This is a genomic window from Nereida sp. NH-UV-3 (assembly GCF_042939535.1).
Classification (GTDB): Bacteria; Pseudomonadota; Alphaproteobacteria; order Rhodobacterales; family Rhodobacteraceae; genus Nereida; species Nereida ignava.
Window position 1 is genome coordinate 2,332,675 of the sequence record NZ_CP132157.1, and the last position, 24,526, is coordinate 2,357,200.

The following is a 24,526-nucleotide window of genomic DNA, read 5'->3' on the forward strand; positions in this document are numbered from 1 at the left end:
CCATTTAGCGCGCAGCGATCACTTGCGCCTCTACCGCAGCGATCACGTCGTGGATTGTTTGCGATGTAGTGCGGTGGTTCACGATCGCCGCGCGCAAACAGTTTTTGCCATCAACAGTCGTGGTCGAGAAAACTGCATCACCAGACAGCTGCAAGGCCGCCGCAATATCAGAGGCGTCACCGGCATTTGGCGTAAAGACGCACAGGTTTGAGATGACAGGATGCGCGAGCGTTAGATAGGGGGAGGCTTCAACCAACTCGCCCATTAGCGCGGCTTGATCACAGTTGTCCGTGATGGCGGCGCTTATTGTATCGCGGTCGTGAGTTTTGAGCGTGGTCCAGAGTTTAAGCGCGCGCATCCCGCGGCTAAGTTCGGTGCCATAATCCGTGGGCCACCAATCTCCCGCACCGATCCCTGCGGATTGCGCGGTCAAATATTCTGCACGGTCTGAGAATGTCGCGCGGTGCAGATCATGATCGCGTAGCAAACACGCGCCGCAATCGTATTGCACGCCCAACCACTTGTGCCCGTCCAGTGCGATGGAATTGGCGTGTTCAATGCCGCTCGCAAGGACGTTGAGGCGTGGTGCGGCGATACGGATCCAAAAACCGAAAGCCGCATCAACGTGCAGCCATGTGCTGTGCTCTTGGGCGATGCGCGAAAGAGTGTTCAGATCATCATAAGTGCCTGTGTTAACGCTTCCGGCGGTGCCGACAATTGCCAACGGTACAATGCCGGAAGCGGCGTCTTGGGTCAGCTGTGTTTGCAGTGCGTCCGTATCCATCGCCCCGTCTTTCAGGGCGATCTGGCACACGGCGTCCCCACCGAAGCCAAGAATTTCCATGGCCTGTTTGATGCAGCTGTGCGCACCTTGGGCGATATACACACGCACGGTTGGTAAATTTTGAACGCCTGTTTTGCGGACATCTGCACCAAATCGGGCTACTTTTGCTGCAGACAGCGCATAGATTGTGGCCTGCGATGTGCCTGTGGTCAGGATGCCGCTTGCATTTTCGCCTAGTCCCGCCAAATCGGTCAGCCAGCGGATGCATTCTTTTTCAATGCGGATGCCCCCATGATCGCGGCCTCCGCAGTTAGAATTCATCGCGGCGGCTACCATTTCCGAGGCAAGCCCCATGGCTTGGCCCGTGCCGTGGACCCACCCAAAGAACGCTGGATGCGTGTTGCCGGTGGAGGCGGGCATGATTGTGTCCGTCAATAAACTGGTCGCGTCCCCGCGCGTTGGCGTGTCAAGCGATATGGCCGCATCAAATCCATCGGGAACGGGCCGCCACGGATGATTGCGGGCATTTTCAAGGTGATCGACGCAGGCATCAAGGACCTGATGCATCTCGGCGCGAAACGCGGTCCAGTCAGTTGGGTCCATCCGGTTGCCTTCATGAGGGTTCTTGTTTGTCATGGGTTACAACTCCTTGCGCGATGGTGGATGACGTTCTATAGCCGCGGCTTGAGCTTTATAGGAGTTGAGCCATGCAGGGCAGTGCCAATCTTAATGTAATGATAAAAACTGCCCGAAAAGCGGGCCGCGCGCTTTTGAAGGATTTTGGAGAAGTTGAACAGCTCCAAGTCAGCGTCAAAGGGGCGGGCGATTTTGTGACGCGCGCTGATCTGAACGCAGAACAAATCATTCGCGAAGAACTTATGGAAGCGCGTCCGACCTATGGTTTCTTGGGCGAAGAGAGCGCCGAGATCGAAGGGCAGGACCCAACCCGCCGCTGGATCGTTGACCCGCTCGATGGCACGACAAACTTTTTGCACGGCCTGCCGCACTGGGCTGTTTCAATCGCGCTTGAGCACAAAGGCGCGGTTGTTGCCGGCGTCATTTACGATCCGGTGAAAGATGAATGTTTCTTTGCTGAAAAGGGACAGGGTGCCTGGCTGAACGAAAGCCGTATTCGGGTGTCTGGACGCAACCGTTTGATCGAATCAGTTTTTGCGACTGGCTTGCCTTGGGCGGGTCGCGCAGACCTTCCGCAGACACTCCAGGACTTGGGCCGTTTGTTGCCTGCAACATCCGGTGTGCGCCGCTTTGGTGCGGCCTCGTTGGATTTGGCCTATGTAGCGGCTGGCCGCTATGAAGGTTTCTGGGAGCGGCGCCTTAAGCCGTGGGACATCGCTGCGGGCTTGATCATCGTGACTGAGGGTGGCGGCATGATTGACGCCGTAACAGCAGGTGACGACATCATCGGCAGCGGCACAGTGATTGCTGCAAACAACGAAATCTTCGACAACTTCGCCAAAGTCATCCGCTCTTAAGGTCTGCGCCTGAAGTTTGACCGCTAGGTTTATCTGCGCCGCGTTACGCGCGGGACGTTGCTGCGCGCGTATGTGTATTGCGCTTCGGGGTGGGGCGGCTGCATCTGCCGCGCCCGCCAGAATGCAGGCCCGCCGTTTTTGACCCAGAAGGGCACAGTCGCGGCCATCCCGATCAAAAAGCCCCCCGCGTGCGCCCAGTAGGCAACGCCCGCGCCAGCAGGAGCTGTGATCCCGCTAAAGAGTTGGAAGGCAAACCACAGCCCCAGCATGATCCACGCGGGTACGGGAATGACTTTGAAGATGATCACCAAGATCAACAAAATATCCACTCGCGCCTTGGGGTAGAGGAGCAAGTACCCCCCCATCACAGCGGCGATTGCCCCTGATGCACCGACAGTGGGAATTGTGCTTAGCGGATCAGAAATAACATGTGAGAGACCTGCGCCCACACCGCACGCCAGATAGAAAACAGCAAAGCCAAAATGGCCAAAGGCGTCTTCCATGTTGTCGCCGAAGATGAATAAAAACAGCATGTTTCCGGCCAAATGCATCAGGCCACCATGCAAAAACATGGACGTCACCAACCCCGCAAAGTCCAAGCCACCCGTTACCTGACGCGGGATAAGCGACCACTCTATATAAAATCGCGTCAGCGCGCGCGGGTCGTCCATAATAGGCCAGTAACTGAGGAAAATGCCGATGTTCAGTGCCATCAACGTGTAGGTCACGAAGGGCACGCGGCCTGACGGGTTATGATCGCGGATTGGAAACATATCCGCAAAGGTGATCTGCGCCTATGCATTGGTCAAGGGCAACAGCGTGCTTGGCGGACATATACTAACGTGAGAACACATAAGCGCGGCACAAGGTGGCTTTCTTTTGATGCGGGTTCGGCGTATCGCAATGCGTATGAAATATATTCAACTCTCCGAAGCCAAGACCCTGCCGGTTTGGCGACAGCCTGTTGCTCTGCTGTTTTTGATGGCGGCCGCGATGCCAATTGCCTTTTCCACATGGTCCGCACTGCTCAATAACTTTGTGATTGAGGTCGCGGGTTTCGACGGCAGTGACATCGGCTGGCTGCACACGGTGCGCGAAATTCCGGGCTTTTTTGCAATCGGGGTGATCGCTGTTTTGATGGTGATGCGTGAGCAGGTTCTGGGAATTGTGGCGTTGGTTTTGCTGGGTGTTGCCACAGCTTTGACCGCAAAGTTTCCTTACATGGGCGGTATTTTGACGCTTACGATGCTCAGCAGCATCGGCTTTCATTATTATGAGACGGTGAACCAATCGCTTCAGTTGCAGTGGATTGATAAGGCGCGCGCGCCACAAACACTGGGCTGGATCATTGGGGCAGGGTCTGCGGCCACGTTGTCTGTCTATATCGGCCTGCAGTTTTTGTGGGAGCCGCTCGGCCTGAGTTATAACGCAGTCTATATGACAGGCGGTTTGATCACGGCGTGCCTCGCGATCTTTGCGTATTTTGCCTATCCACAGTTTGAAAGCCCCAGCCCACAGCGCAAGGAGTTCGTTTTGCGCAAGCGGTATTGGCTCTATTATGCGTTGCAGTTCATGTCCGGTGCGCGCCGCCAGATTTTTGTGGTTTTCGCAGCTTTCATGATGGTTGAGCGTTTCGGCTATAAAGTAGACGAGATCACAGGGCTTTTAATGATTACTTTGGTCGCGAACATGGTTTTTGCGCCGATGATCGGCAAAGTCGTCGCAGTCTTCGGCGAGCGCCGCGCATTGGCAGTTGAATATGTGGGACTGTTCGTGGTCTTCGTGGCATATTCTGGCATCTATTATTTGGGATGGGGCGTTGTTTTGGCGGCGTCACTGTACGTGGTAAACCATCTGTTTTTCAGTCTTGCGTTGGCGATTAAAACGTATTTCCAGAAAATCGCTGATCCTGCAGATATCGCGCCCACGGCGGCTGTGGCGTTCACCATTAACCACATCGCAGCGGTCTTTTTGCCTGCTCTGTTAGGGTATGTGTGGCTGACATCACCGGGGCTGGTATTTATCTTGGCGGCGGGGATGGCTGCTTTGTCGCTTGGCTTGTCCTTGTTGATCCCGCGTCACCCGACCCCTGGCAACGAAACTGTGTTTAGTCGCGTGCTGGCCGAGCCGGCGACCTGACCCTATATCACTGACCAAAGAAGCTGCGGAATGGAGTTTTTGCGATGATGTTATTTCAAAGAAAAAAGATGCAGATGGTAAGCGCGCAAAACGCGCTTGCGGGGCGTGCTGATCCGATTGCAACGGCTGCGACGCATTTTGTGTCGGGCCGCGATCTGACGATGGACGTGCCGACAGGCATGGAAGTGGTGCAGTTTGGAATGGGCTGTTTTTGGGGCGTTGAGCGGATTTTTTGGCAACTTGAAGGCGTGTGGTTAACCATGGTTGGCTACGCTGCGGGTCATACACCGAACGCCACATATGATGAGGTCTGCACTGGCAAGACGGGGCACAACGAAGTGGTGCGGGTGGTTTATGATCCGGCGGTTATTTCGTTCGAAGAGTTGCTTGTGGCTTTTTGGGAGGGGCATGATCCCACCCAAGGTATGCGGCAGGGTAATGACCTTGGCACGCAGTACCGTTCGGGCATTTATTGCAGCACTGAGGCGCAAATGGTTGCGGCATTACAAAGCAAATCTGCCTATCAAGAGCGCTTGGATGCGGCGGGTTTTCCAACGGTTACCACTGAAATTCTTGAGGCACCGACGTTTTATTTCGCGGAAGATTATCACCAGCAATATCTGACGAAAAACCCTACTGGGTATTGCGGGATCGGCGGAACCGGCGTCAGCTGCCCTGCAGGACTTGATGCATGATTAACGTTTTTGACGTTCTGGAGGGGTGCTCTTTCGATGCAGCTCGGGCTGAAGTAAATGCGACATTCGCACCAGACGCCACAGTCCACCTTGCCCATCCGTTTGAGACAATGTCCGTTGCTGATTTTGCCGCAGCTGACAGGGCAGTTGATGACGGTCCCTCAAGTGGTGGGCCATTGAGCGCGCTCTACACTGCGTTTCCCGATCTTGAACGCCGTCCGTTCATCAAAATGCAGGGCGTCGATACCCATGGTCAAACATGGATCGGGCACTGCGGGCATTACGCGGGTAAATTTGCGGCACCCTTCTTGGACATCCCGCCCACGGCGCGCCTTGCAACAATGCGGTTTCATGAGTTCTTTCGTGTTGAAGGCGATCAGATCGTTGAAATGCAGGCGCTTTGGGATATTCCCGAATTGATGATGCAGGCCGGTGCATGGCCGATGTCGCCCAGCTTGGGCCGCGAAATGACGGTTTTTGGACCGTCAACCTGTGACGGTCTGCGCATTGAAGGGGATGGTACTGCGGCATCTGCGGTGGTGGGCGATATGTTGCACCATCTCAGCTTTAACAACGACGGCGAAGAGGCGATGCGGCTTCCTGCGTTTTGGGATCCGCGCTGTAGTTGGTACGGGCCTGCGGGCATTGGGACCGCGCGCGGGATCGAAGGTTTTCGCAAGCACCATCAAATCCCGTTTTTGAATGCTATGCCTGACCGTAAAGGTGAGGTTGAGAAGGGGCATTATTTTGCGCAAGGCGACTATGTTGCTTTCACTGCATGGCCCGGCATGAATATGACGCTCGATGGCGGTGGATGGCTTGGAATTGCACCATCGGGCAAGCGCATCACCATGCGCAGTCTTGATTTCTGGCGGGTGAAAGGCGGTCTTATCCGTGAAAACTGGGTGCTTGTTGATTTGCTGGATGCTTACGCACAGCTTGGCGTTGATGTTCTGGCGCGGATGCGTGAATTAACCCGGTAAGGGCACGCGCTTCAAAAGTATCACGGTGAAAGTGGCGATGTTAAACGAACGGCACCGCCATATCCGCGTATCGGCTGAGAAATCTCATCACATGTCTCGACATTTAAGGCGATCACCCTAAGGGGATTGTCAGGTGTAAATCTTGGGCGTAGGGTAATCTTGCAAACCTATGCAAGAGTGAGTCTGAGCCATGATCCCCAACACCCCGTCGTTCCGTCTTGATGGCAAACGTGCACTGGTTACTGGCGCATCGCGTGGTATCGGTTTGGGCTGTGCTGCCGCTTTGGCGCAAGCAGGCGCGCATGTGGTGATGGCTGCGCGTGGCATGTCCGAGTTGCAGGCCGCCACGGATGAAATGGCCGCTCAGGGCCTTTCTGTTGAGGCAGTTCAGCTTGATGTGACGGACCTTGAAGCGGTGCGTGATGTGCTGAAAACACCTGTTGATGTTGTGTGTAACTCCGCCGGTATGGCGCGCCACGGTCCGGCGATTGATGCGCGTCCTGAAGATTTTGATGCAGTGTCAGCGATTAATTTCAAAGCGGCGTATTTTCTTGCACAAGAAGCGGCCAAAGGCATGCAGAACGGTGGCTCGATCATCCAGATCAGCAGCCAGATGGGCCACGTCGGCGGGATGGAACGTGCTGTATATTGCGGCACAAAACACGCCGTTGAGGGCATGACCAAGGCGATGGCCATCGAATGGGGCCCGCGCAACATTCGCGTGAACACCATTTGTCCGACGTTTATTCGCACACCGTTGACCGAAGCCACTTTTGAAGATCCAGCAAAGCGCGCGTGGATCGAAGAAAAGATCAAACTGCCCCGTGTGGCTGAGATCGAAGATATCATGGGGGCCGTGGTATTTTTGGCCACGGACGCCAGTGCGATGGTCACGGGAACGTCTATTTTAGTGGACGGCGGCTGGACTGCGGGATGAGGTGTGCGCGCCAAAATGGTGCCCAATGAAGGGTAAGGTCACTTCGTTTGATGTGGCGCAGCGGGCGGGTGTAAGCCAGTCTGCAGTCAGCCGCGTTTTCAGTGGTGCTAGCGCCAGCAAGGCCACCCAAGACAAAGTACGCAGCGCGGCTGATGCCCTTGGGTACCGGCCCAATAGGTTGGCGCGCGGGTTAATTACGGGGCGCTCAAAGATCATCGGGTTGGTCGTGGCTTACCTTGATAATCAGTTTTATCCAGATGCGCTTGAGCGGCTGAGTAATGTGCTCAAAGAGCAAGGTTACCACATCCTGATATTTACAACCAAAGGCCGCGGCGACGAGGTTAAACAGACTTTTGATCAGTTAATGGATTATCAGGTAGACGGCATTATCGCCGCAAGCGTGGGCATCAGTGATGAGCTGACCAATAAATGCGCCGCTGCTGGCATCCCACTGGTCCTTTTTAACCGGGGTCAACGGGGCGGCGCATTGGCCCAGGTCACCAGCGACAACCTTCAAGGTGCGGCCAAGATTGCGTCGTTTCTCGTTAAAGGCGGGCATCGGCGGATCGGTCATATTTCGGGTTGGATGGGCTCGATCACGGGCCAAGACCGCGCGCAGGGCTTTGCAAGTGGGCTACAAGCTGCGGGATCAGAACTGGTGCATCAGATTGATGGGATGTACCGCCGTGATACTGCGGCTGAGGCGGCAGAAACTCTGGTGAGCGAGCACGGTTGCGACGCAATTTTTGTGGGTAATGATCACATGGCGTTCGCAGTGATGGATCATTTGCGCGGTGCAATGAAGATATCTGTGCCAAATGATGTTTCGATCGTAGGATATGATGATGTCTCCATGGCGGCGTGGGGCGCGTATGAGCTGACGACCCTTCGTCAGCCGGTAAACCGTATGGTTCATGCAACCGTCGACACTCTTTTAGCGATGATTGAGGACGCGGATGCCTCTGCAGATCAAATTACAATAGATGGACCCCTCGTGGTCAGAACTTCAGCCAAAGTACCAAAGGAAAACTGATGCGCGGCTTCGACAATAAATTCAAAGATTTCCCTGATTATATTATCGGCATTACCAAAGAGGTTTGGGAAGATCGCGGCCTTGGCGAAGCGATGGAGCGCTATTACCACCCTGATGTCTATGTCCGGATGCCCGGTGTTTTTGCGCGCGGTGAAAAGGGTGCGACGGCGGCGACGATGGCGACGCTGGTTCAGTTTCCTGATCGGACTTTGCTCGGGGAAGACGTAATTTGGTCCGGCACGCCGGAAGAGGGGATGTTGTCGTCTCACCGGATCCGCTCAACGGCGACGCATCTTGGGGATGGTGCGTTTGGCGCGCCCACGGGCCGTAAGGTGGTTAGCCTCGCGCTGGCAGACTGTTTTGCCCAAGACAACATGATCTCTGACGAATGGCTGATCCGCGATAATGGCGGCATTGTACGCCAACTTGGCTATGAGCCACGGGAATTTGCAGCCGAGCGTTTGAACGAGATGACGCCGTTCACCCCTGCGATTGACGAAGACGGTCCCTACCTTGGACGCGGCAACGACAATGAATGGGGCGCTAAGACCGCCAATCTTATCGAGCGGATGATGCGCGCAGAATTCAGCGTAATCAGTCGTGAATATGACCGCGGCGCACAGCTTGAATACGCGGGCAACAAGAAAGGTCACAGCCACGAGTTTGCTGATGCATTCTGGCTTGGACTGCGCTCTGCGTTCCCTTCTGCAGAATTCAAGCTGAACCACGTTATCGGTCGCGAAGACCCGATGATGCCGCCACGTGCCGCGGTGCGCTGGTCACTGGACGGCAAACACGACGGATGGGGCATGTTCGGAAAACCCACCGGTGCGCCGGTCCACGTGATGGGCATCACGCACGTGGAATACGGGCCTTGGGGCCTGCGCCGCGAGTGGACGCTGATTGATGAAGTCGCCATCTGGGCGCAAATTTTGAAACACCAAGGCTGAGCCAGCCACCATACTACGGGAAGACCAACATGACTGATTTGTCAGATCGCATCGTTCGCTACGGCGAACTTAAACCCTGCCGGACCGCATTTATTGATGCACATACGCCGGGTTCTGATCAAAAAGAGAACTTCACAATCATTGGGGGCGGCGTGTCTGAAAGCGCCGACCAGCACGTCCATATTTCCGATCAGATCGGCTTTAACATCGGTGCTGCCGGACAGCCTCCTAAGTGCCGCAACTCTCTGCACAGCCACCGCACTGCAGAGGTTTTCTTTGTTCTTAAAGGCAAGTGGCGCTTTTTCTGGGGTCGTTGGGGTGATGCAGGTGAAGTCACTTTGGAAGCGGGCGATATCTTCAATATTCCAACAGGTATTTTCCGCGGGTTCGAAAACATCGGTGATGACTACGGCATGATCATGGCTATTTTGGGCGGTGATGATGCAGGCGGCGGCGTAATTTGGGCGCCGCAAGTCATTGAAGATGCCGGTGCGCACGGTTTGCTTCTGGGCGACAACGGACGTCTTTATGACACCAAAAAAGGGGAAACCTTACCTGATGGGGTTGTTCCGATGCCCGTGCTGAGTGACGCGGAATTGGCTGCGTTTCCTGAACCCACCACATCCGAAGTCGTGCCGGGATATGTGGCGCGGTATTACGACATGCTTGCATTAGCGGACAAACAGCCCGCGCGTGTTATCGGTGAGCACGGGATGCTCATTGATAAGCCCGGCTTTGATGTGGACATGATTGGCCGTGGCTCCCTGCCCGAGGCGGGATACACTACAGAAAAGCATGAGGTGCTTATGGGCATGACTGGCCATTGGAAAGTGAATGTCGAAGGCTTTGAAACGGTTCTGGCCCCGGGGGACACTTTTGCTATTCCTCCTAACAAAGCACGTACCATCACACCTGCGATGACAGGCGAGGCAGCGCTTTACCGTGTGAGTGCTACGGATGACGCTGCCGGCCTTACTTGGGTCCAGTAAAATGATTGGCCTTGCCCGACTATCGGGTTGAGGGCAGGGCCAAAATGCCTAGTGTGGCGTTGAATAATTTTGGGGATATCAGATGGTTAAAACAACGCACGTAGGCTCACTTCCGCGGGTTCAAGAAGTGGTGGATTTCATTTTTGCCCGTGAAAAAGAACAGCCATACGATCAAGCCGCATTTGACAGCTGCATGACAAAGGCAGTCGATGATGTGGTGGCGCGCCAAGTGGCCGCGGGCGTTGATATCGTCAGTGATGGTGAGACATCCAAGATCAGTTATGCGACCTATGTCAAAGACCGTTACACAGGCTTTGACGGTGACAGCCCCCGCAACGCGCCCGCTGATTTGAAGCTGTTCCCCAAGTTTCTTGAGCGCCAAGCCCAAGGTGGCGGCACCCCTACATATAACCGCCCCATGTGTGTGGGCGAGGTGAAGGCCAAACCTGTTGATGATCTGGCTAAAGACATCGCAAACCTGAAAGCCGCGATGCAAAAGCATGGCGCGTCTGAGGGCTTTATGAATGCCGCGTCCCCCGGTGTGATCAGCCTCTTTTTGCAAAACGACTACTACCCCACGCGCGAGGCTTATTTGGCGGCGCTCGCGGATGTAATGCGCGCTGAGTACCGCGCGATTGTTGATGCGGGCCTGTACCTGCAGCTTGATTGTCCTGATCTGGCCTTGTCGCGCCACATGCTTTTCCAAGACCTGACCGATGCGGAGTTTTTGAAAATCGCAGCGGGCCACGTTGAGGCGCTGAACCACGCCCTTGAAGGGATCGACCCGTCACGTGTCCGCGTTCATATTTGTTGGGGCAACTACGAGGGACCGCACGTGTGCGACATTGATATGGACACGGTCTTCAGCACGCTGATGTCGGTCGGCGCTGATCAGTTGCTCTTTGAAACATCAAATCCGCGTCACGCCCACGAATGGACAGTGTTCCGTGATCGCGTCTCTGAAATTCCTGACAGCAAAATCTTGGTACCAGGTGTTGTTGACACAACGACGAACTTTGTTGAGCACCCCCAGCTGGTTGCTGAACGCATTGCCAAGTTTACCAATATCGTCGGTGCAGACCGTGTGATCGCTGGTAGTGACTGCGGCTTTGGCACGTTTGCGGGCTTTGGTGCCGTTGATCCGGACATTGCGTATGCAAAACTTGGTTCACTTAGTGAAGGAGCCAAGTTGGAAAGCGCATGAGCGAACCAATTGTATTTTTACCCGGTATGATGTGTGATGCGCGGCTGTTTGGGCCGCAGTTGGCGGCGATGTCGTCAACACATGCTGTGATGGTCGCACCCATCACACAAGGTGAGCGGGTCGAGGATATCGCAGGTGCGCTTCTTGATCTGCTGCCGCGCCGGTTTGCATTGGCTGGCTTGTCGATGGGGGGCATCGTTGCGATGGAGTTGATGCGCCGCGCGCCTGAACGGATCACGCGGCTTTGCTTGCTGGATACGAACCCGCTTGCTGAAACTCCCCAAGTTGCTGCAATGCGCGAGCCGCAGATCGTGGCGGCGAAAACGGGTCGTTTGCTTGAGGTGATGCGCGACGAAATGAAGCCCAATTATCTGGCGCCGGGTCCTGCACGCCAAGATGTGCTTGATCTGGTGATGGAAATGGCGCGGACCCTTGGGCCTGATGTATTCATCCGTCAGTCTCGTGCGCTACAGCGCCGCCGCGACCAGCAAGGCACCCTGCGCCGTGTACATGTGCCGACCATGGTCATTTGCGGTGAACATGATGCGCTGTGCCCTGTGCGACGCCACACGTTTATGGCCGAGCTGATCGTAAACGCGCGGCTTCACGTGCTGGAAAACGCGGGCCACTTGCCCACGCTTGAGACGCCTGATGAGGTCATTGACCTGCTCTATGACTGGATGAACATGCCTACGGCAGCTTAAGCCGCCCGCGTTACCTTGGTTGATACGCAGCGGTGCGTTCGTCTGCGGTAAGAGTATAGGGTGTAACAACCGGTTCCATCGTGGATGCGTCGAAAAAGGGCGTGTCACGCCACCTTCCCGAGATACGCTCACGGGCCATGCGGCCAATCATGCGGCTCAGCATTCCGACCATATTCTTATGCGTGGTTTTTCCGCCCTTCTTGACAAAACCTTGTGCGCGCACAGGACCAAGCGCTTCGGGGCTGTCGACGTTGCTGGCAACAACGCCCACCACGGGCAGCTTCGGGCTGGCCATGGTGTTATACATCGGTGTGTCGCAGCATTTCGCATACCAGCGTAGCAGCCCGCCGGATTTATGAAGCCTCAAAACACTCAGGTTCTCACCACCCGATAGGATTTTCAGGTTTGAGGGGCTGGTTTGATAAAGATCAATCGCCGTATTTTTGGGGTCATGTACGCCGTGGTGATTGTTGGTGGCGTGGCAATCATCGCAATCACAGGAGGCATGAAAGCCGTGTTGCGGTCCCACATTTAACAGTTTTGCCGAAAGCGCGCCGCAGCTGCAGCTGAGCGTTACATCAGTAGCCATGAATGACCCCGTTTAAAGTTAAGCTGCAGTGTTTGAATTTGCAGCGTCAGTACTCGTTGTTCGTGCGTTGCTGGCCATAAAATCGATGACCAACGGACGGATATTCTCGCGCCATTTGCGGCCTGCAAAAATGCCATAGTGACCTGCGCCTGGCTCCAAATGACTAGCCTTTTTCGCATCGGGCAGGCCAGTCAATAAATCGAGAGCAGCAAGACATTGCCCAGGCCCTGAAATGTCGTCGTTCTCGCCTTCCACGATTTTGACGGCAACATCGGTGATCTTGCTGATGTCTACTTTCTTGCCGTTTACCGTGAAACAGTTACGTGCAATTTCGCGTTCTTTGAAAATGCGTTCAACCGTAGAAAGGTAGAATTCGGCGGTCATGTCCATGACGGCAAGGTATTCGTCATAAAATACGTTATGCTTGTCGTGATCACCGGCCTCATCGCGGGCAACGCGGGCGATTTGATCACCAAATGCTGTCGCGTGTTTTTCAAGGTTCATCGAGATGAACGACGAAAGCTGCAGCAAACCGGGGTATACTTTGCGCCCAACACCTTTGTATTTGAAACCGACGCGCTGGATCATTGTTTCATGCAGCTGGCCCATTGAGACCGAGTGGCCAAAGTCCGTCACATCAGTTGGGTTGGCATCAGGATCCACAGGCCCGCCAATCAAAGTCAGGCTGGCTGGCTGTGCGTCTGGGTTTTCTTCTGCAAGATAAGCCGTTGCCGCCAGCGCAAGCGGTACGGGCTGACACACTGCAACCACGTGTGTTTCTGGCCCAAGTTCGCGCATAAAGTCCGCCAGATAGAGCGTGTAGTCTTCTACATCGAACTTACCCGCGCTGACGGGAATGTCGCGGGCGTTGTGCCAATCTGTGATGTAGACCTCGCAATCTGGCAGCAGGCTCAAAACAGTTGATCGCAGCAATGTTGCATAGTGGCCGGACATTGGCGCGGCGAGTAGCACTTTGTGGCGTTTCTTTTTGCGACCCGGAATATGAAAGTGCAGCAGATCACCAAAATCGCGTGCCATGACGACACGCGGCTCAACCAGACGGTCTTGGCCTTTTGCATTGGTGAAATGCGCGATGTCCCAGTCAGGTTTGACGGTCATGCGCGAAAAACTGCGTTCGGTGACTTCGCCCCATGCACGGACCCAGTCCAGCATCGGGTTGGGCATTGCAGCCGTTGCTGGGTAGGACGTGAGGGCGCGCGCGGATGCACCAAGCCACTGGTTGGTGTTTCGAACCGTCTCCATCCAGTCATACATTGCCATATATTTCATGTTCGTCTCCTGCATCGGTTCACGCATGCGCTACGTTGATGTATGGTAACACATAGTGGGGCTGCTTTGGGAACAAAGCATGTGTTATGCTGCGACTGCACGGTATGGGGCTTAGATCGATATGACAACCAAAGAATCTTCTATCAGTGGGGGTCCTTCTGAAACAATCGATCGACCAAATGACCTTTTGGTTGGTGAGCACTCAGCAAAACTTGCGCAAAACCTATCGAAAGTCGAAGAATTGTCCAAACGGCTCACTGCTGCAATGCAGCAAAAGCGGCAGGTAAATCCCTCGCTTGAGGGGCCGGGCCAAGACTTGATGTTGAAGGCCGCTGCCAGTTTTTGGAGCGAGGCGGTCCGTGATCCATCAAAACTGTTTGAACAGCAGATTGCCTTTTGGGGCAAATCAATGGCTCATTTCGTTGAGGCACAGAATACGCTGGCAGCAGGTAAGCTTGAAGCACCAGCAGACGAGACCCCTTCTGATGGCCGGTTTTCAAACCCGCTGTGGCAGAGCCATCCGTATTTTAACTTTATCAAGCAGCAATACATGATGAACGCACAAGCGATGTCTGATGCGGTTGACGCGCTTGATGGGTTGGCCCCCGAAGATCGCAAACGCGTATCATATTTCACTCAGCAAATTGTGGATATGATGGCGCCCACAAACTTTTTGCAAACCAATCCAGATGCGCTTGAGCGCGCGGTTGAAACCGATGGTGCCTCGCTTGTGCAAGGCCTCGAAAATTTGGTGCGCGATATTGAGGCAAACGACGGTGATCTTCTGGTTACGCTTGCGGACAAAAATGCGTTCACGGTTGGTGAAAATCTCGGAACATCCCAAGGTAAGGTGGTTTTCCGTAACCGCATGTTTGAACTGATCCAATACACGCCGACCACAGACAAGGTTCATGAGACGCCGCTGATCATCTTCCCGCCTTGGATCAACAAGTTCTATATTCTCGACCTGAAAGAGCAAAACAGCCTGATCAAATGGATCGTCGATCAAGGGTTTACGCTGTTCGTTGTCTCATGGGTAAACCCAGATGACAGTTATGCGGACGTTGGGATGGAGGAGTATGTCGAGAGCGGGTATTTGACAGCCATCGAGCAGGTTAAGCAAATTTGTGATGTCAAATCGGTCAACGCTGTCGGCTACTGTATCGCGGGGACCACGCTGTCGCTGACTTTGTCCTTGCTGAAAAAGCGCGGCGATACGTCGGTGAACGCGGCCAGCTTTTTCACGACCCTCACGGATTTTTCTGATCGCGGTGAGGTGGGTGTTTTCCTTAACGATGATTTTGTTGACGGTATTGAATACCAGTGCAGCAAAGACGGCATTTTGGACAGCTATTACATGTCCCGCACGTTCAGCTATCTGCGTTCGAACGATCTGATTTATCGTCCGGCGATCCGCAGTTATATGCTGGGCGAGGCCCCGCCTGCGTTCGATCTACTTTATTGGAACGGCGACAGCACCAACCTTCCGGGCAAGATGGCGATCCAGTATTTACGTGGCCTGTGCCAGCGCGATGAGTTTGCCTCAACTGGGTTTGAGCTTTTGGGCGAAACCCTTCACATCAGCGATGTGACAGTGCCCGTCTGCGCCATTGCTTGTGAGACTGATCATATTGCTGCGTGGAAATCCAGCTATGCCGGTATTCAGAAGATGGGCAGCACGGACAAAACGTTCATTCTGTCCCAGTCAGGACATATCGCGGGCATCATCAATCCGGTGAGCCGCAACAAATATGGGCACTACCTTAATCCGGACATGTCAGGCACCGCGGAAGCGTGGCAAGAGGCGGCCGAGTTCACGCCGAAATCTTCGTGGTGGCCGACGTGGGGCGATTGGTTGGCAATCCGTTCCGGCAAGAAGTGCAAGGCGCGTATGCCTGGCGAGGCGACTCACAAAGTGATTTGTGACGCGCCGGGGACATATGTGCTGCCAAAATAATTTACGCATCTGAAGCCTGCCTTGGGGCTGCGTTTCGCTAGTTCCTTGATTGTTAACCTCTTTTTTGCCCAATGCTGCATTGCAGAAAAAGCTTGATTTGCTGCGATGCAGCATGTATCAATATTGCAGACGCAGAAAACAGCAGGGTTGTCTTGCTGGCGAATTTAAGAGGTATGACCAATGGCACAAGATTTCACAGCCGCAATGAAAGACATGATGGGCGCATTCCCTGTGGATACATTCGCAATGACAGACGCGTTCAAAACGCAGGCCTCATTGTCTGAAAAACTTTCTGCAGTTGCATTGAGTGCAGCAGACCAATCTTCCGAGATTTCTGCAAAATGGACCAAAGAAACGCTGACTAAGCTTTCTGGCGTTACCAAAGCACAAGCCGAGCCTGCTGATTACGCAAAAGCGATGACAGATTTCGCCTCTGCGTCTGCAGAAGCCTCTGCTGAATACATGGCAGCTTTCGCGGAAGTTGCGAAAAAAGTTCAGATGGAAACAGTTGAGTTGGTTTTGGCCGCTGGCAAAGACATGTCCGACGAGACAACAGCAGCAGTTAAAAAAGCGACTGCTGATGCCACTGCGGCCACGAAAAAAGCCACATCGAAGTAAATAGCCCCTTAGGCTTATCCGCGTCATTCCTCCCAATTACTGACGCGGATACAAAAGAGCGGGTGCCAGTTTTGGCGCCCGCTTTTTCTTTGCGGTACGTTCCCTGTGCAGTCTGTGCTGCGCCACAGCTTTGAACGATCACAAGTCTCTTTCCTTTTTTGCTGCACGCGCATAGGCTAATTCCCAGTGCATCATCTTGGGAGGATCGTCGCGTGGCTGAAGAAAAATCGACATTGCTAATTAAGCGCTACGCAAGCCGCAGGCTCTATAATACCGAGACCAGCGATTACGTGACCCTCGAAGATATCGCGAGCTTCATCCGTGAAGGCCGCGAAGTTCAGATTGTCGATTTGAAATCAGGCGATGATTTGACCCGCCAGTATTTGCTGCAGATTATCGCAGATCACGAAAGCCGCGGTGAAAGCGTTTTACCTGTCGGTGTGCTCAATGATTTGGTGCGTAGCTATACGACCCAGACCGCCAGTGTCGTTCCGCAGTTTTTGCAGATGTCGTTTGATATGCTTCGTGACGGGCAATCAAAGGTGGTTGATAGCATGAGCACAATCAATCCAATGGCCAAAATGCCCGGATTTGAGGCGATGCAAGCCCAACAAGAAGCCTTCATGAAGGCAATGACCAGCGGCATGACAGGGTTTGCGGCACCGCCTGCTGCGAAAGACGAAGGCCCCGCGCCAAAGGGTGAAGACCTAAGCGATATCAAAAAGCAACTGGCAGAGCTGCAAGATAAACTTTCCAAATTGTCCTAGTCCATGCGCGCATCTCAAGACCGTTTCACCCTCTGGGGCATCGAAGTATTTTTGGCTACTGTCGAGGAGGCAAGCATCAGTGCGGCTGCACGCAGGCTTGGCACATCTCCGGCCACGGTTAGTCAGCAGTTGACCAATCTTGAAGGCGCCATCGGAGTCACGCTGTTGAACCGCTCGCATCGCCCCGTGCTGCCAACCCCTGCTGGTGAGACGTTCCGGCTCCGCGCACAAAACATTGTTAACGAGGCAACCCAAGCACGCAGTGAACTGGCTCTTGATGGGCAGGCGCTGACCAGCTTTCGCCTTGGGATGATTGAGGATTTTGACGCAGATGTGACGCCGCGCCTTCTATCTGGCATGGCCAATGATCTGAAAGGGTGTCAGTTCTTGCTGGAAACGGGGGCCTCGCACCGGCTGTTTGATTTGCTGGACGCCCGCGCGCTGGATATTGTCGTGGCTGCAGATGTTGGTGCATCCGGCGAGTGGATGGATGTGCACCCGTTGATGAGAGAAGACTTCATCGTCGCCGTGCCCAAAGGCCAACCCACAGACGCGGACGCGCTTAAGAAAATGCCGCTTATTCAGTACACGCAGCGCCATCATATGGGCCGCTCGATCACGGCTCATTTGGCGCGGCAGCGGCTAAACCTTGCACATCAGTTTGAACTCGATAGCTATCACGCGATCATGGCGATGGTGGCTGCAGGGCAGGGTTGGACCATTTTCACCCCCCTTGGCTGGCTGCGTGCAGACCGGTTCCGTGAACAGGTTGATGTGGCCCCGCTGCCCTTTGGCGCGCTAAGCCGGACAATCAGCCTGACGGCGCGACGCGGTATTTTGCGTGATATGCCTGAACAAACGGCTGCGCGCCTCAAAGGCCATCTTGATGAGATGATCGTTAAACCGGCATCACAGCGGCACCCGTGGCTTAAGGATGCGCTGACCATTTTGTAGCGCGCGTCACTGTTGCGTGGCTAATTCAACTCGCCGCTAGGCAATGAGTTTAGTAATATTTCTCCGATCATGTCGCACTCTTGCGGTGTCAGGCGTGCGGGCAACCTAACATCACAGGCGCGCATCAGCATTGCGCGGGTCTTGGGTAGCTCTGGGGTATCGTTCAAAAACTGCCAGTTCCAAAATGCGCGCGCGTTGTCTGCTGACATGCCAAAGACCTGCACTTTGATGCCTTGTGCGTCCGCGCGGCGCACAAAGTCGGTGACCGCAGCATCAGTCATATCGGTCAGATTGAATTGGATGCTGTCAGGGGCGCGGTTTTCGGGGTCAAGTTTTTCGGGCACCGTCACATTGGGGTGACGATTAAGCTGTGCGGCTAGCCGGTCATTGTTGCGCCGCCCGTCCGCAACACGCCGCGCAATTTCCGGCAGCTGCGCGCGCACGATAGCTGCAGACATGTTGGACAGCCGCAAATTATAAAGCGGCAGTTTGTTTTGCCACTTTTCCACAGCTTCAGCGGCGATATCGTGTTTCTCCCAAGCGTGCTCATAGGCACCGGACATGATGGTGGCGCGCGCAACCAAGTCCGCATCATCAGTAATCAAAATGCCGCCCTCACCGGCATTGAGGAGCTTGTAGGATTGAAACGAAAAGCACCCGATCCGTCCTAACGTACCAATGTTTTTGCCGTGCCATGTCGTACCCAAGGAATGTGCCGCATCCTCAATAACTGGGATATCGCGCGCATCACAAAGACGCATAATGGCGTCCATCTCAGAGGTATGGCCACGCATATGGCTGATGATGACGGCGCTGATATCTTGTTCAAGTTTGCCCGCAAAATCGTTCAGATCGATCCGGTAATTTTCGCCCACTTCACAAAGGACTGGAACACATTCCGCGTGGACCACAGATGACGGCACCGCAGCGAACGTGAAAGCAGGAATAAGAACCCGCGCATCACGCGGCAGGTCTAGCGCCTTAAGGGATAGAAATAATGCTGCTGAACATGATGACACCGCCAGCGCGTATGTACTGCCAAGCTGTGCGGCAAACTCTCGTTCGAGCAGAGTGACAGGTGCGTTCTGGGACGTATAGCGGAACAGATCGCCTGAGCTAAGAAGCCGCTCGATTTCATCGCGCACAGCGGCGGGGATGGGTTCGGCTGTGTGAAGGTCAGAGGGCGCTTTGGTGGGCTGAGCTTGATCTAGCATTTTTATACTTTCCGAAAACTAATTTCGATAATTATAAAATACTAAAAGCTACCGGTCCATAAATATTGAGCGCCGCGGCAATTGGACCGGGGCGTGTTGTTGTCTTGGACCTGTGTCAGAAGACGGGGCTGTGCGCTTAGTGAAAGAGCCTGTCTTTGAGCGCCATCCACCGCATTGCGGCGTTGGTAATTATTCCGCCAATAAAAGCGCCGCCCGGAAGCGCGGGCGACGGAAGGCTTTGCAGCATGTCAAACTCACCGGTATCGCCGCGCATCGCGTTTACACACGCTCGGCCCGCAAAAGTGGCAAGCACAAGCCCGTGGCCTGAGTAGCCGCCCGCGCTGTAATGCCCGGCCGCGACTTGGCCCACAAATGGTAAACGTGTTGCGGTAACGGCGAGGGTGCCGCCCCACGTGTGACTGAATTTGACGTCAGACAGTTCTGGATAAATTTCAGATAGCTGCTTTCTGACGCGTGGCTCAATCTCGCCGAAGCGTTTGCCGTAGCTTTCTCCGCCCCCGAAAATAAGCCGTCCGTCACGGGATTGCCAAAAGTAATTCAGGACGAACTTGCTGTCATATACGGCCATTGGTTTTGTGATCGGTGCGCGCACGCCAAGAGGCTCGGTTGCCGCGATATAATTGTTGATGGGCAATACGCGGGCGGCGGTTTTGCGGTTTAGGTGCGCGCCGTAGCCATTTGTGGCTTGCAAGATGAACTTTGCCGAAACCGTGCCAGCATCTGTGCGCACGGTGTGGGGTGATCGGGCGGAATTGTGACCTGTACTGACATCAATTTTATGAACAGTGGACCGTTCAAAAATCTGCACGCCAGCTGCGTCGCAGGCCCGCGCAAGCCCAAAGGCGTAGCGAAGCGGGTGGCAATAGCCCGCATCCATATCAAGGACTGCGCCTGCGTAGGCTTTTGTTCCGCTATGGGCCTCAACCTGTGCTGCGTCGCACATGGTGGTGTCATATCCAAAGCGTGCGCGCATTAACTCGGCTTCTTGAGCCAGCTCATCGGCTTTTTGCGCGGTAACGGCCGCTTGTAGCAGGCCTGCGGTGTAGTCAGCGTCAGGCGCGTGTTCGGCAAGCAGTGAGCGGGTGAGTTTCTTGGCGTCCTCGGTCATGGCCCAAAGTGCATCGGCGCGTTGTTTGCCAAATGCTTTGTCGAGCACGCTAACGTCCCAATTCAAGCCCGTTCCAACTTGTCCGCCATTGCGCCCCGATGCGCCCCATCCCACACGGTGGGCGTCCAGAACGATGACTGACATGCCTGCTTTGGCTGCGTGAAGTGCAGCAGACAGACCCGTGTAGCCTGCGCCAATGATACACAGATCAGCCCGATGATCTCCGCGCAAAACAGGGTGCGGGGCAGGGGCATCAGCAGTTGCTGCGTACCAGCTTTCGGGCATCACGCCCTGTGCTTCGTTTGCAAAAAGCCAGTTCATTCAGGTCATACATTGAGCAAAAGATGCTCACGCTCCCAAGGACTGATCTGCTGCAAAAACTCTTCGTATTCCGTACGCTTTACGATGGAGTACACCCGTGCAAATTCAGGATGTAGAATGTTTTTGAGCCGCTCTGCACTATCAAAAAGTTCAAGTGCTGCGAACAGGCCACGGGGGATGTCTTCATCCGCGTCATAGGCATCACCGCGGTATTCAGGGCGTGGCGCGCGCGCTTCTTCAAGGCCCATCAACCCACACGCCAAGGAGGCGGCTATCGCAAGGTAGGGGTTACAATCCATGCCCGCCAACCTGTTTTCAACCCGCCGTGCAGCTGCGTCGCTGATGGGCACACGGATGCCCGTTGTACGGTTATCACGGGCCCATTCCAGATTGATCGGCGCTGCCAGATCTTTGACGTACCGCCGATAGCTGTTCACGTAGGGCGCTAGCACGGCGATGGTTGAAGGCACGTGGTTTTGAAGCCCTGCGATGAAGTGGTAGAAAGCGTCGGTCTCACTACCATCTGCGGCAGAGAAGATGTTGTTGCCGTCTTGATCAAGGACCGAGTGGTGGATGTGCATCGCACTACCGGGCTCGCCCTCGATTGGTTTGGCCATGAAAGTTGCGAAGCAGTCGTGCTTCAGAGCCGCTTCGCGGATCAGGCGTTTGAAGTAGAACACTTCATCAGCAAGCTTGACCGGATCGCCGTGGCGCAAGTTGATCTCTAGCTGCCCTGCGCCGCCCTCTTGGGTGATGCCGTCAATCTCAAATCCTTGCGCTTCGGCGAAATCGTAAATGTCGTCAATCACCGGGCCATATTCATCGACCGCTGACATTGAATAGGCTTGGCGTGCGGCGGCTGGTCTGCCGCTGCGGCCCATCATCGGTTCAATCGGGTTGGCGGGATTGGTGTTGCGACCGACCAGATAGAATTCCATCTCGGGAGCAACAACAGGGTTCAAGCCGCGTGCGTGATAGGCCGCAACAACCCGTTTCAATACGTTACGCGGTGCCATTGGCACAGGTTCGCCCTCGCGGGTAACCGCATCGTGGATGACTTGCAGGGTCCAATCACCAGTCCACGGCGCGGCCGTGGCTGTGCTCATGTCGGGCACAAGGGTCATGTCCGGCTCGATCCAGCCTTCGGGGCCTGCGGCCTCGCCCCAACCACCGGCGATGGTCTGAAAGAAGATCGAATTGGGCAAAAAGAACTGGGATTGTTTTGCGAATTTCTTGGCGGGAACGGCTTTGCCGCGCGCGATGCCGGACAAGTCACCGATGATGCATTCGACTTCATCAAGACGGTTCTCGTCCAAGTAGTCGTGGAATGGTGTGGGAAGGTTTGCAGTCCATGTCATGGTGCGTTGTCTTTCAAAAAATGCGCCAGCATCCGTGCGACGACCCATTCATCATTTGGGGTCTCCACATGTGCTTTGGCCTGCTCAATCAAAGCCGTCGGATACTGCGGATCTGTGCCGCGGGCGGCCAGATAATCATGCAGCACAGCGTTGGTGATTTCAGGGTGCGCCTGTGTTGTCAAAATTCGGTCCCCATAGCGGAGCGCGGCGTTCTCACAAAAAGAAGACGTGGCCACAACTTTGGCCGTTTCAGGACGCTTGACAATTTGATCTTGGTGCCACGCGTTGAACGACAGAGCCGTGCCTTCAAAATCATACGTGTGGCGGCCAACGGCCCAACCGCCTGCAAATTTCTCAACTGTACCGCCTAACGCCTGCGCGATGATCTGATGCCCAAAGCAGATGCCCACCATGGGGCGATCGCTTTGATCTACTGCGCGGATGAAGTCTTCGAGCGGAGGGATAAAAGCATGATTTTCATAGGCGCCATGTTTGGACCCTGTAACCAGCCAACCGTCCGCAGTTAGATGATCTTCGGGCCACTCATCATCGACAACATTGAAAGTCGTGAAGCTGAACCCTTCACCGTTAAACATACGTGTGAACAGGGCGTCAAAGTCGCCATGGTTTGCGTTGACCAAGTCAGGGGTGTGACCGCATTGCAAAATACCGATGTGCATCGCGTGGTGTCCTTTGACTGCGAAAATAGGGCGATGATCCGTGCTTAGCGGATGATCTGTGGACGCAACCGAAGTTTGGGGCGCGCCTGTGACGGAAGGTGGCGATTAAGTCGTTTGTTGGCAATGCCAAAGACGCCAATAATCAACAGGGTCACAAGAATGAAATACATCGCCAAGATGGGGTAGGGCACAAACGGGTTGAACGTTTTGTCCGCAAAGTAGCTGGCGTAATACAGCGCGTCTCCGCGTTGTTGGCGCGCAGGAAATCCGGTGAAGAAAATCAACGTGGTTGAGTGAAACAGAAAAATCGCTTCGTTGGTGTAGGCAGGCCACGCAAGGCGCAACATGGTTGGAAAAACGATCCGCTTGAACCTTGGCCAGCCGCTCATCCCGTATGCGTCTGCGGCCTCAGTATCGCCTTTGGGAATTGATTTCAGGGCGCCGTAAAATATCTCGGCTGAGTAGGCAGAGGTGTTACAAAAGAGCACGATCAACGCACCGAGCCACGCCGCCGAAAGGCTTTCGAACATTGGATGGATTGGTTTGAGCGATAAAAAGACGAAGTATCCGAAAAAGAACTGAATAAAGAGCGGTGATCCGCGGAATATAAAAATGAACCATTCGGAGGGTTTGCGCAAAAGCGCCTTTGGGCTGTCTTTTCCCATGGCAAGAGCGACCGCGAAACAAAAGCCAAACATCAGGGCGAACAAGCCAAAGTAGATGTTCCAGATCATGCCGGACCCGATAAGCGTAAACTGTTGGCACAACGTAAAATCACTGCGCGGCAAAAGCCGTTCGCCGTACCCGATGGCGCGTAGACCGTAATCAAGAATGGTTTGGGTGCAACTCATCACGCGGCCTTTCTTTGCGCTTCACCAGCGGCTGTGGCCTGTCCATGGGTCAAGCGCGCCATGACGCGGTCAAGAACCACTTCAGAGACTTTGGTGAAGGCCAAATAAAAGACGAGCAGCGCCAAGAAATACCACATCCGCCAATCGCCGTGGGGGTAATCTGTGAAGCGCGGGTTTTTTGTACCGCCTAGTTCGCGTGCCCAATAGACAATATCCTCAACGCCCAGCAAAAACAAAAGTGGCGTCGCTTTGATTAGTACCATCCAGAGGTTCGACAGGCCGGGCAGGGCAAACACCCACATTTGCGGCACCAAGATACGCCAGAAGGTTTGGCGCTTGTTCATGCCGTATGCCGCAGCTGTTTCGAGTTGTGCGGCCGGTACTGCACGCATAGCGCCGAACAAAACGTTGCCCGCGAAGGCCCCAAAAACGATGGCAAATGTCAGCACGGCTACGAAAAAGCCGTAGACTTCATGGACCCATTGCGGTGCGTTGCCTTGGGGCAGTTTTGCCTCGGCGCAGACGACAAAATCGTTGCCTTGACGGATTGGGTCTGTCCAATCGGGGCACAGGACTTGGTGGCGGGCCCATTCAAACCCTTGGTCCAGTGCGATCACAAAAAAGAGAAAAAACGCAATGTCAGGCACGCCGCGCACCAGCGCCATGTATGTTTTTCCAAACCATCTCAATGGCGTAAAAGATGATCTCGCGGCAGCCGCACCGCCAAAACCAAACATCAAAGCAGCGGGTGCAGTAATCGCCAACAACAAAAGAACCGTGCCCACGGACCAGTAAAGCGACATGTGCTTACCGGTGGTCAGGTAACACGCCATCCAGCGCCAGTCAGCCAACAGGCTGGGGTCTGAGCAAAATTCAAAGATGGCGGG

The 24,526-nt window shown here is 54.6% G+C and carries 24 protein-coding genes; 14 read left to right on the forward strand and 10 right to left on the reverse strand.

Annotated elements, in window-relative coordinates:
* Positions 1 to 4 precede the first annotated feature (4 nt).
* Positions 5 to 1,420, reverse strand: coding sequence for a pyridoxal phosphate-dependent decarboxylase family protein (locus NeNHUV3_RS11470; protein WP_391481533.1), 1,416 nt, complete (start codon positions 1,418 to 1,420; stop codon positions 5 to 7).
* A 71-nt stretch (positions 1,421 to 1,491) separates the two neighbouring features.
* Between NeNHUV3_RS11470 and NeNHUV3_RS11475 the strand changes: the two genes are divergently transcribed.
* The gene (locus tag NeNHUV3_RS11475; RefSeq protein WP_341246627.1) at positions 1,492 to 2,277 is read left to right on the forward strand and encodes an inositol monophosphatase family protein; all 786 of its coding nucleotides are present in this window, start codon (positions 1,492 to 1,494) and stop codon (positions 2,275 to 2,277) included.
* Positions 2,278 to 2,306: 29 nt separating this feature from the next.
* On the opposite strand, the gene NeNHUV3_RS11480 is transcribed toward NeNHUV3_RS11475, so the two are convergent.
* Complete coding sequence (locus NeNHUV3_RS11480; protein WP_391481534.1) at positions 2,307 to 3,050, reverse strand: rhomboid family intramembrane serine protease; 744 nt, start codon at positions 3,048 to 3,050, stop codon at positions 2,307 to 2,309.
* Between the two features lie 136 nt (positions 3,051 to 3,186).
* On the opposite strand from NeNHUV3_RS11480, the gene NeNHUV3_RS11485 reads away from it, so the two are divergent.
* The 9 genes from NeNHUV3_RS11485 to NeNHUV3_RS11525 all read left to right on the forward strand — a co-directional run bounded on the left by NeNHUV3_RS11485 (position 3,187) and on the right by NeNHUV3_RS11525 (position 11,911).
* Positions 3,187 to 4,416, forward strand: a complete 1,230-nt coding sequence (locus NeNHUV3_RS11485; RefSeq protein WP_391481535.1) for an MFS transporter — start codon at positions 3,187 to 3,189, stop codon at positions 4,414 to 4,416.
* A gap of 44 nt (positions 4,417 to 4,460) precedes the next feature.
* Entirely contained in the window at positions 4,461 to 5,111 is a 651-nt protein-coding gene (gene msrA / locus NeNHUV3_RS11490) for a peptide-methionine (S)-S-oxide reductase MsrA (protein ID WP_391481536.1), read from the forward strand.
* Positions 5,108 to 6,094, forward strand: a complete 987-nt coding sequence (locus tag NeNHUV3_RS11495) for an ester cyclase (RefSeq protein ID WP_391481537.1) — start codon at positions 5,108 to 5,110, stop codon at positions 6,092 to 6,094. The genes msrA and NeNHUV3_RS11495 overlap by 4 nt, the downstream gene beginning before the upstream one ends.
* 190 nt (positions 6,095 to 6,284) lie before the next feature.
* The gene (locus NeNHUV3_RS11500) at positions 6,285 to 7,031 is read left to right on the forward strand and encodes an SDR family NAD(P)-dependent oxidoreductase (protein WP_391481538.1); all 747 of its coding nucleotides are present in this window, start codon (positions 6,285 to 6,287) and stop codon (positions 7,029 to 7,031) included.
* 25 nt (positions 7,032 to 7,056) lie between these two features.
* On the forward strand, positions 7,057 to 8,064 hold the full coding sequence (locus tag NeNHUV3_RS11505; RefSeq protein ID WP_391481539.1) for a LacI family DNA-binding transcriptional regulator: 1,008 nt from the start codon (positions 7,057 to 7,059) through the stop codon (positions 8,062 to 8,064).
* Positions 8,064 to 9,014 (forward strand): nuclear transport factor 2 family protein, encoded by a 951-nt coding sequence (locus tag NeNHUV3_RS11510; RefSeq protein WP_391481540.1) that lies wholly within the window; start codon positions 8,064 to 8,066, stop codon positions 9,012 to 9,014. The genes NeNHUV3_RS11505 and NeNHUV3_RS11510 overlap by 1 nt, the downstream gene beginning before the upstream one ends.
* A gap of 29 nt (positions 9,015 to 9,043) precedes the next feature.
* On the forward strand, positions 9,044 to 10,003 hold the full coding sequence (locus NeNHUV3_RS11515) for a cupin domain-containing protein (RefSeq protein WP_391481541.1): 960 nt from the start codon (positions 9,044 to 9,046) through the stop codon (positions 10,001 to 10,003).
* Positions 10,004 to 10,085: 82 nt separating this feature from the next.
* Positions 10,086 to 11,207 carry a cobalamin-independent methionine synthase II family protein gene (locus NeNHUV3_RS11520; RefSeq protein WP_391481542.1) on the forward strand — a complete coding sequence of 374 codons (1,122 nt, stop codon included), beginning with the start codon at positions 10,086 to 10,088 and terminating at the stop codon, positions 11,205 to 11,207.
* Entirely contained in the window at positions 11,204 to 11,911 is a 708-nt protein-coding gene (locus NeNHUV3_RS11525; protein ID WP_341246636.1) for an alpha/beta fold hydrolase, read from the forward strand. The genes NeNHUV3_RS11520 and NeNHUV3_RS11525 overlap by 4 nt, the downstream gene beginning before the upstream one ends.
* Before the next feature lie 10 nt (positions 11,912 to 11,921).
* Here NeNHUV3_RS11525 and NeNHUV3_RS11530 read toward each other — a convergent pair whose 3' ends face one another.
* Together NeNHUV3_RS11530 and phaZ are read right to left on the reverse strand one after the other, a co-directional pair.
* Positions 11,922 to 12,500, reverse strand: coding sequence for a DUF6151 family protein (locus NeNHUV3_RS11530; RefSeq protein WP_391481543.1), 579 nt, complete (start codon positions 12,498 to 12,500; stop codon positions 11,922 to 11,924).
* 18 nt (positions 12,501 to 12,518) lie between these two features.
* Positions 12,519 to 13,790 (reverse strand): polyhydroxyalkanoate depolymerase, encoded by a 1,272-nt coding sequence (gene phaZ, locus NeNHUV3_RS11535; protein ID WP_391481544.1) that lies wholly within the window; start codon positions 13,788 to 13,790, stop codon positions 12,519 to 12,521.
* A 121-nt stretch (positions 13,791 to 13,911) separates the two neighbouring features.
* On the opposite strand from phaZ, the gene NeNHUV3_RS11540 reads away from it, so the two are divergent.
* The 4 genes from NeNHUV3_RS11540 (at position 13,912) to NeNHUV3_RS11555 (ending at position 18,086) form a co-directional block, all read left to right on the forward strand.
* A complete protein-coding gene (locus tag NeNHUV3_RS11540; RefSeq protein ID WP_391481545.1) occupies positions 13,912 to 15,747 on the forward strand; it encodes a PHA/PHB synthase family protein in 1,836 nt (611 codons plus the stop codon).
* Between the two features lie 180 nt (positions 15,748 to 15,927).
* Complete coding sequence (locus tag NeNHUV3_RS11545) at positions 15,928 to 16,365, forward strand: phasin, PhaP (protein WP_391481546.1); 438 nt, start codon at positions 15,928 to 15,930, stop codon at positions 16,363 to 16,365.
* 212 nt (positions 16,366 to 16,577) lie between these two features.
* Positions 16,578 to 17,132, forward strand: a complete 555-nt coding sequence (gene phaR, locus NeNHUV3_RS11550) for a polyhydroxyalkanoate synthesis repressor PhaR (RefSeq protein WP_391481547.1) — start codon at positions 16,578 to 16,580, stop codon at positions 17,130 to 17,132.
* Positions 17,133 to 17,135: 3 nt separating this feature from the next.
* Positions 17,136 to 18,086, forward strand: coding sequence for a LysR family transcriptional regulator (locus NeNHUV3_RS11555; RefSeq protein ID WP_391481548.1), 951 nt, complete (start codon positions 17,136 to 17,138; stop codon positions 18,084 to 18,086).
* A gap of 20 nt (positions 18,087 to 18,106) precedes the next feature.
* On the opposite strand, the gene NeNHUV3_RS11560 is transcribed toward NeNHUV3_RS11555, so the two are convergent.
* From NeNHUV3_RS11560 to NeNHUV3_RS11585, 6 genes are all read right to left on the reverse strand, one after another.
* Positions 18,107 to 19,300, reverse strand: a complete 1,194-nt coding sequence (locus tag NeNHUV3_RS11560) for a DegT/DnrJ/EryC1/StrS family aminotransferase (protein WP_391481549.1) — start codon at positions 19,298 to 19,300, stop codon at positions 18,107 to 18,109.
* A gap of 136 nt (positions 19,301 to 19,436) precedes the next feature.
* On the reverse strand, positions 19,437 to 20,750 hold the full coding sequence (locus tag NeNHUV3_RS11565) for an NAD(P)/FAD-dependent oxidoreductase (protein WP_391481550.1): 1,314 nt from the start codon (positions 20,748 to 20,750) through the stop codon (positions 19,437 to 19,439).
* A 5-nt stretch (positions 20,751 to 20,755) separates the two neighbouring features.
* On the reverse strand, positions 20,756 to 22,108 hold the full coding sequence (locus NeNHUV3_RS11570) for a glutamine synthetase family protein (RefSeq protein WP_391481551.1): 1,353 nt from the start codon (positions 22,106 to 22,108) through the stop codon (positions 20,756 to 20,758).
* Positions 22,105 to 22,788, reverse strand: a complete 684-nt coding sequence (locus tag NeNHUV3_RS11575) for a type 1 glutamine amidotransferase (RefSeq protein ID WP_391481552.1) — start codon at positions 22,786 to 22,788, stop codon at positions 22,105 to 22,107. The genes NeNHUV3_RS11570 and NeNHUV3_RS11575 overlap by 4 nt, the downstream gene beginning before the upstream one ends.
* 44 nt (positions 22,789 to 22,832) lie before the next feature.
* On the reverse strand, positions 22,833 to 23,639 hold the full coding sequence (locus tag NeNHUV3_RS11580; RefSeq protein WP_341246646.1) for an ABC transporter permease subunit: 807 nt from the start codon (positions 23,637 to 23,639) through the stop codon (positions 22,833 to 22,835).
* Entirely contained in the window at positions 23,639 to 24,520 is an 882-nt protein-coding gene (locus tag NeNHUV3_RS11585; protein WP_391483253.1) for an ABC transporter permease, read from the reverse strand. The genes NeNHUV3_RS11580 and NeNHUV3_RS11585 overlap by 1 nt, the downstream gene beginning before the upstream one ends.
* Positions 24,521 to 24,526 lie beyond the last annotated feature (6 nt).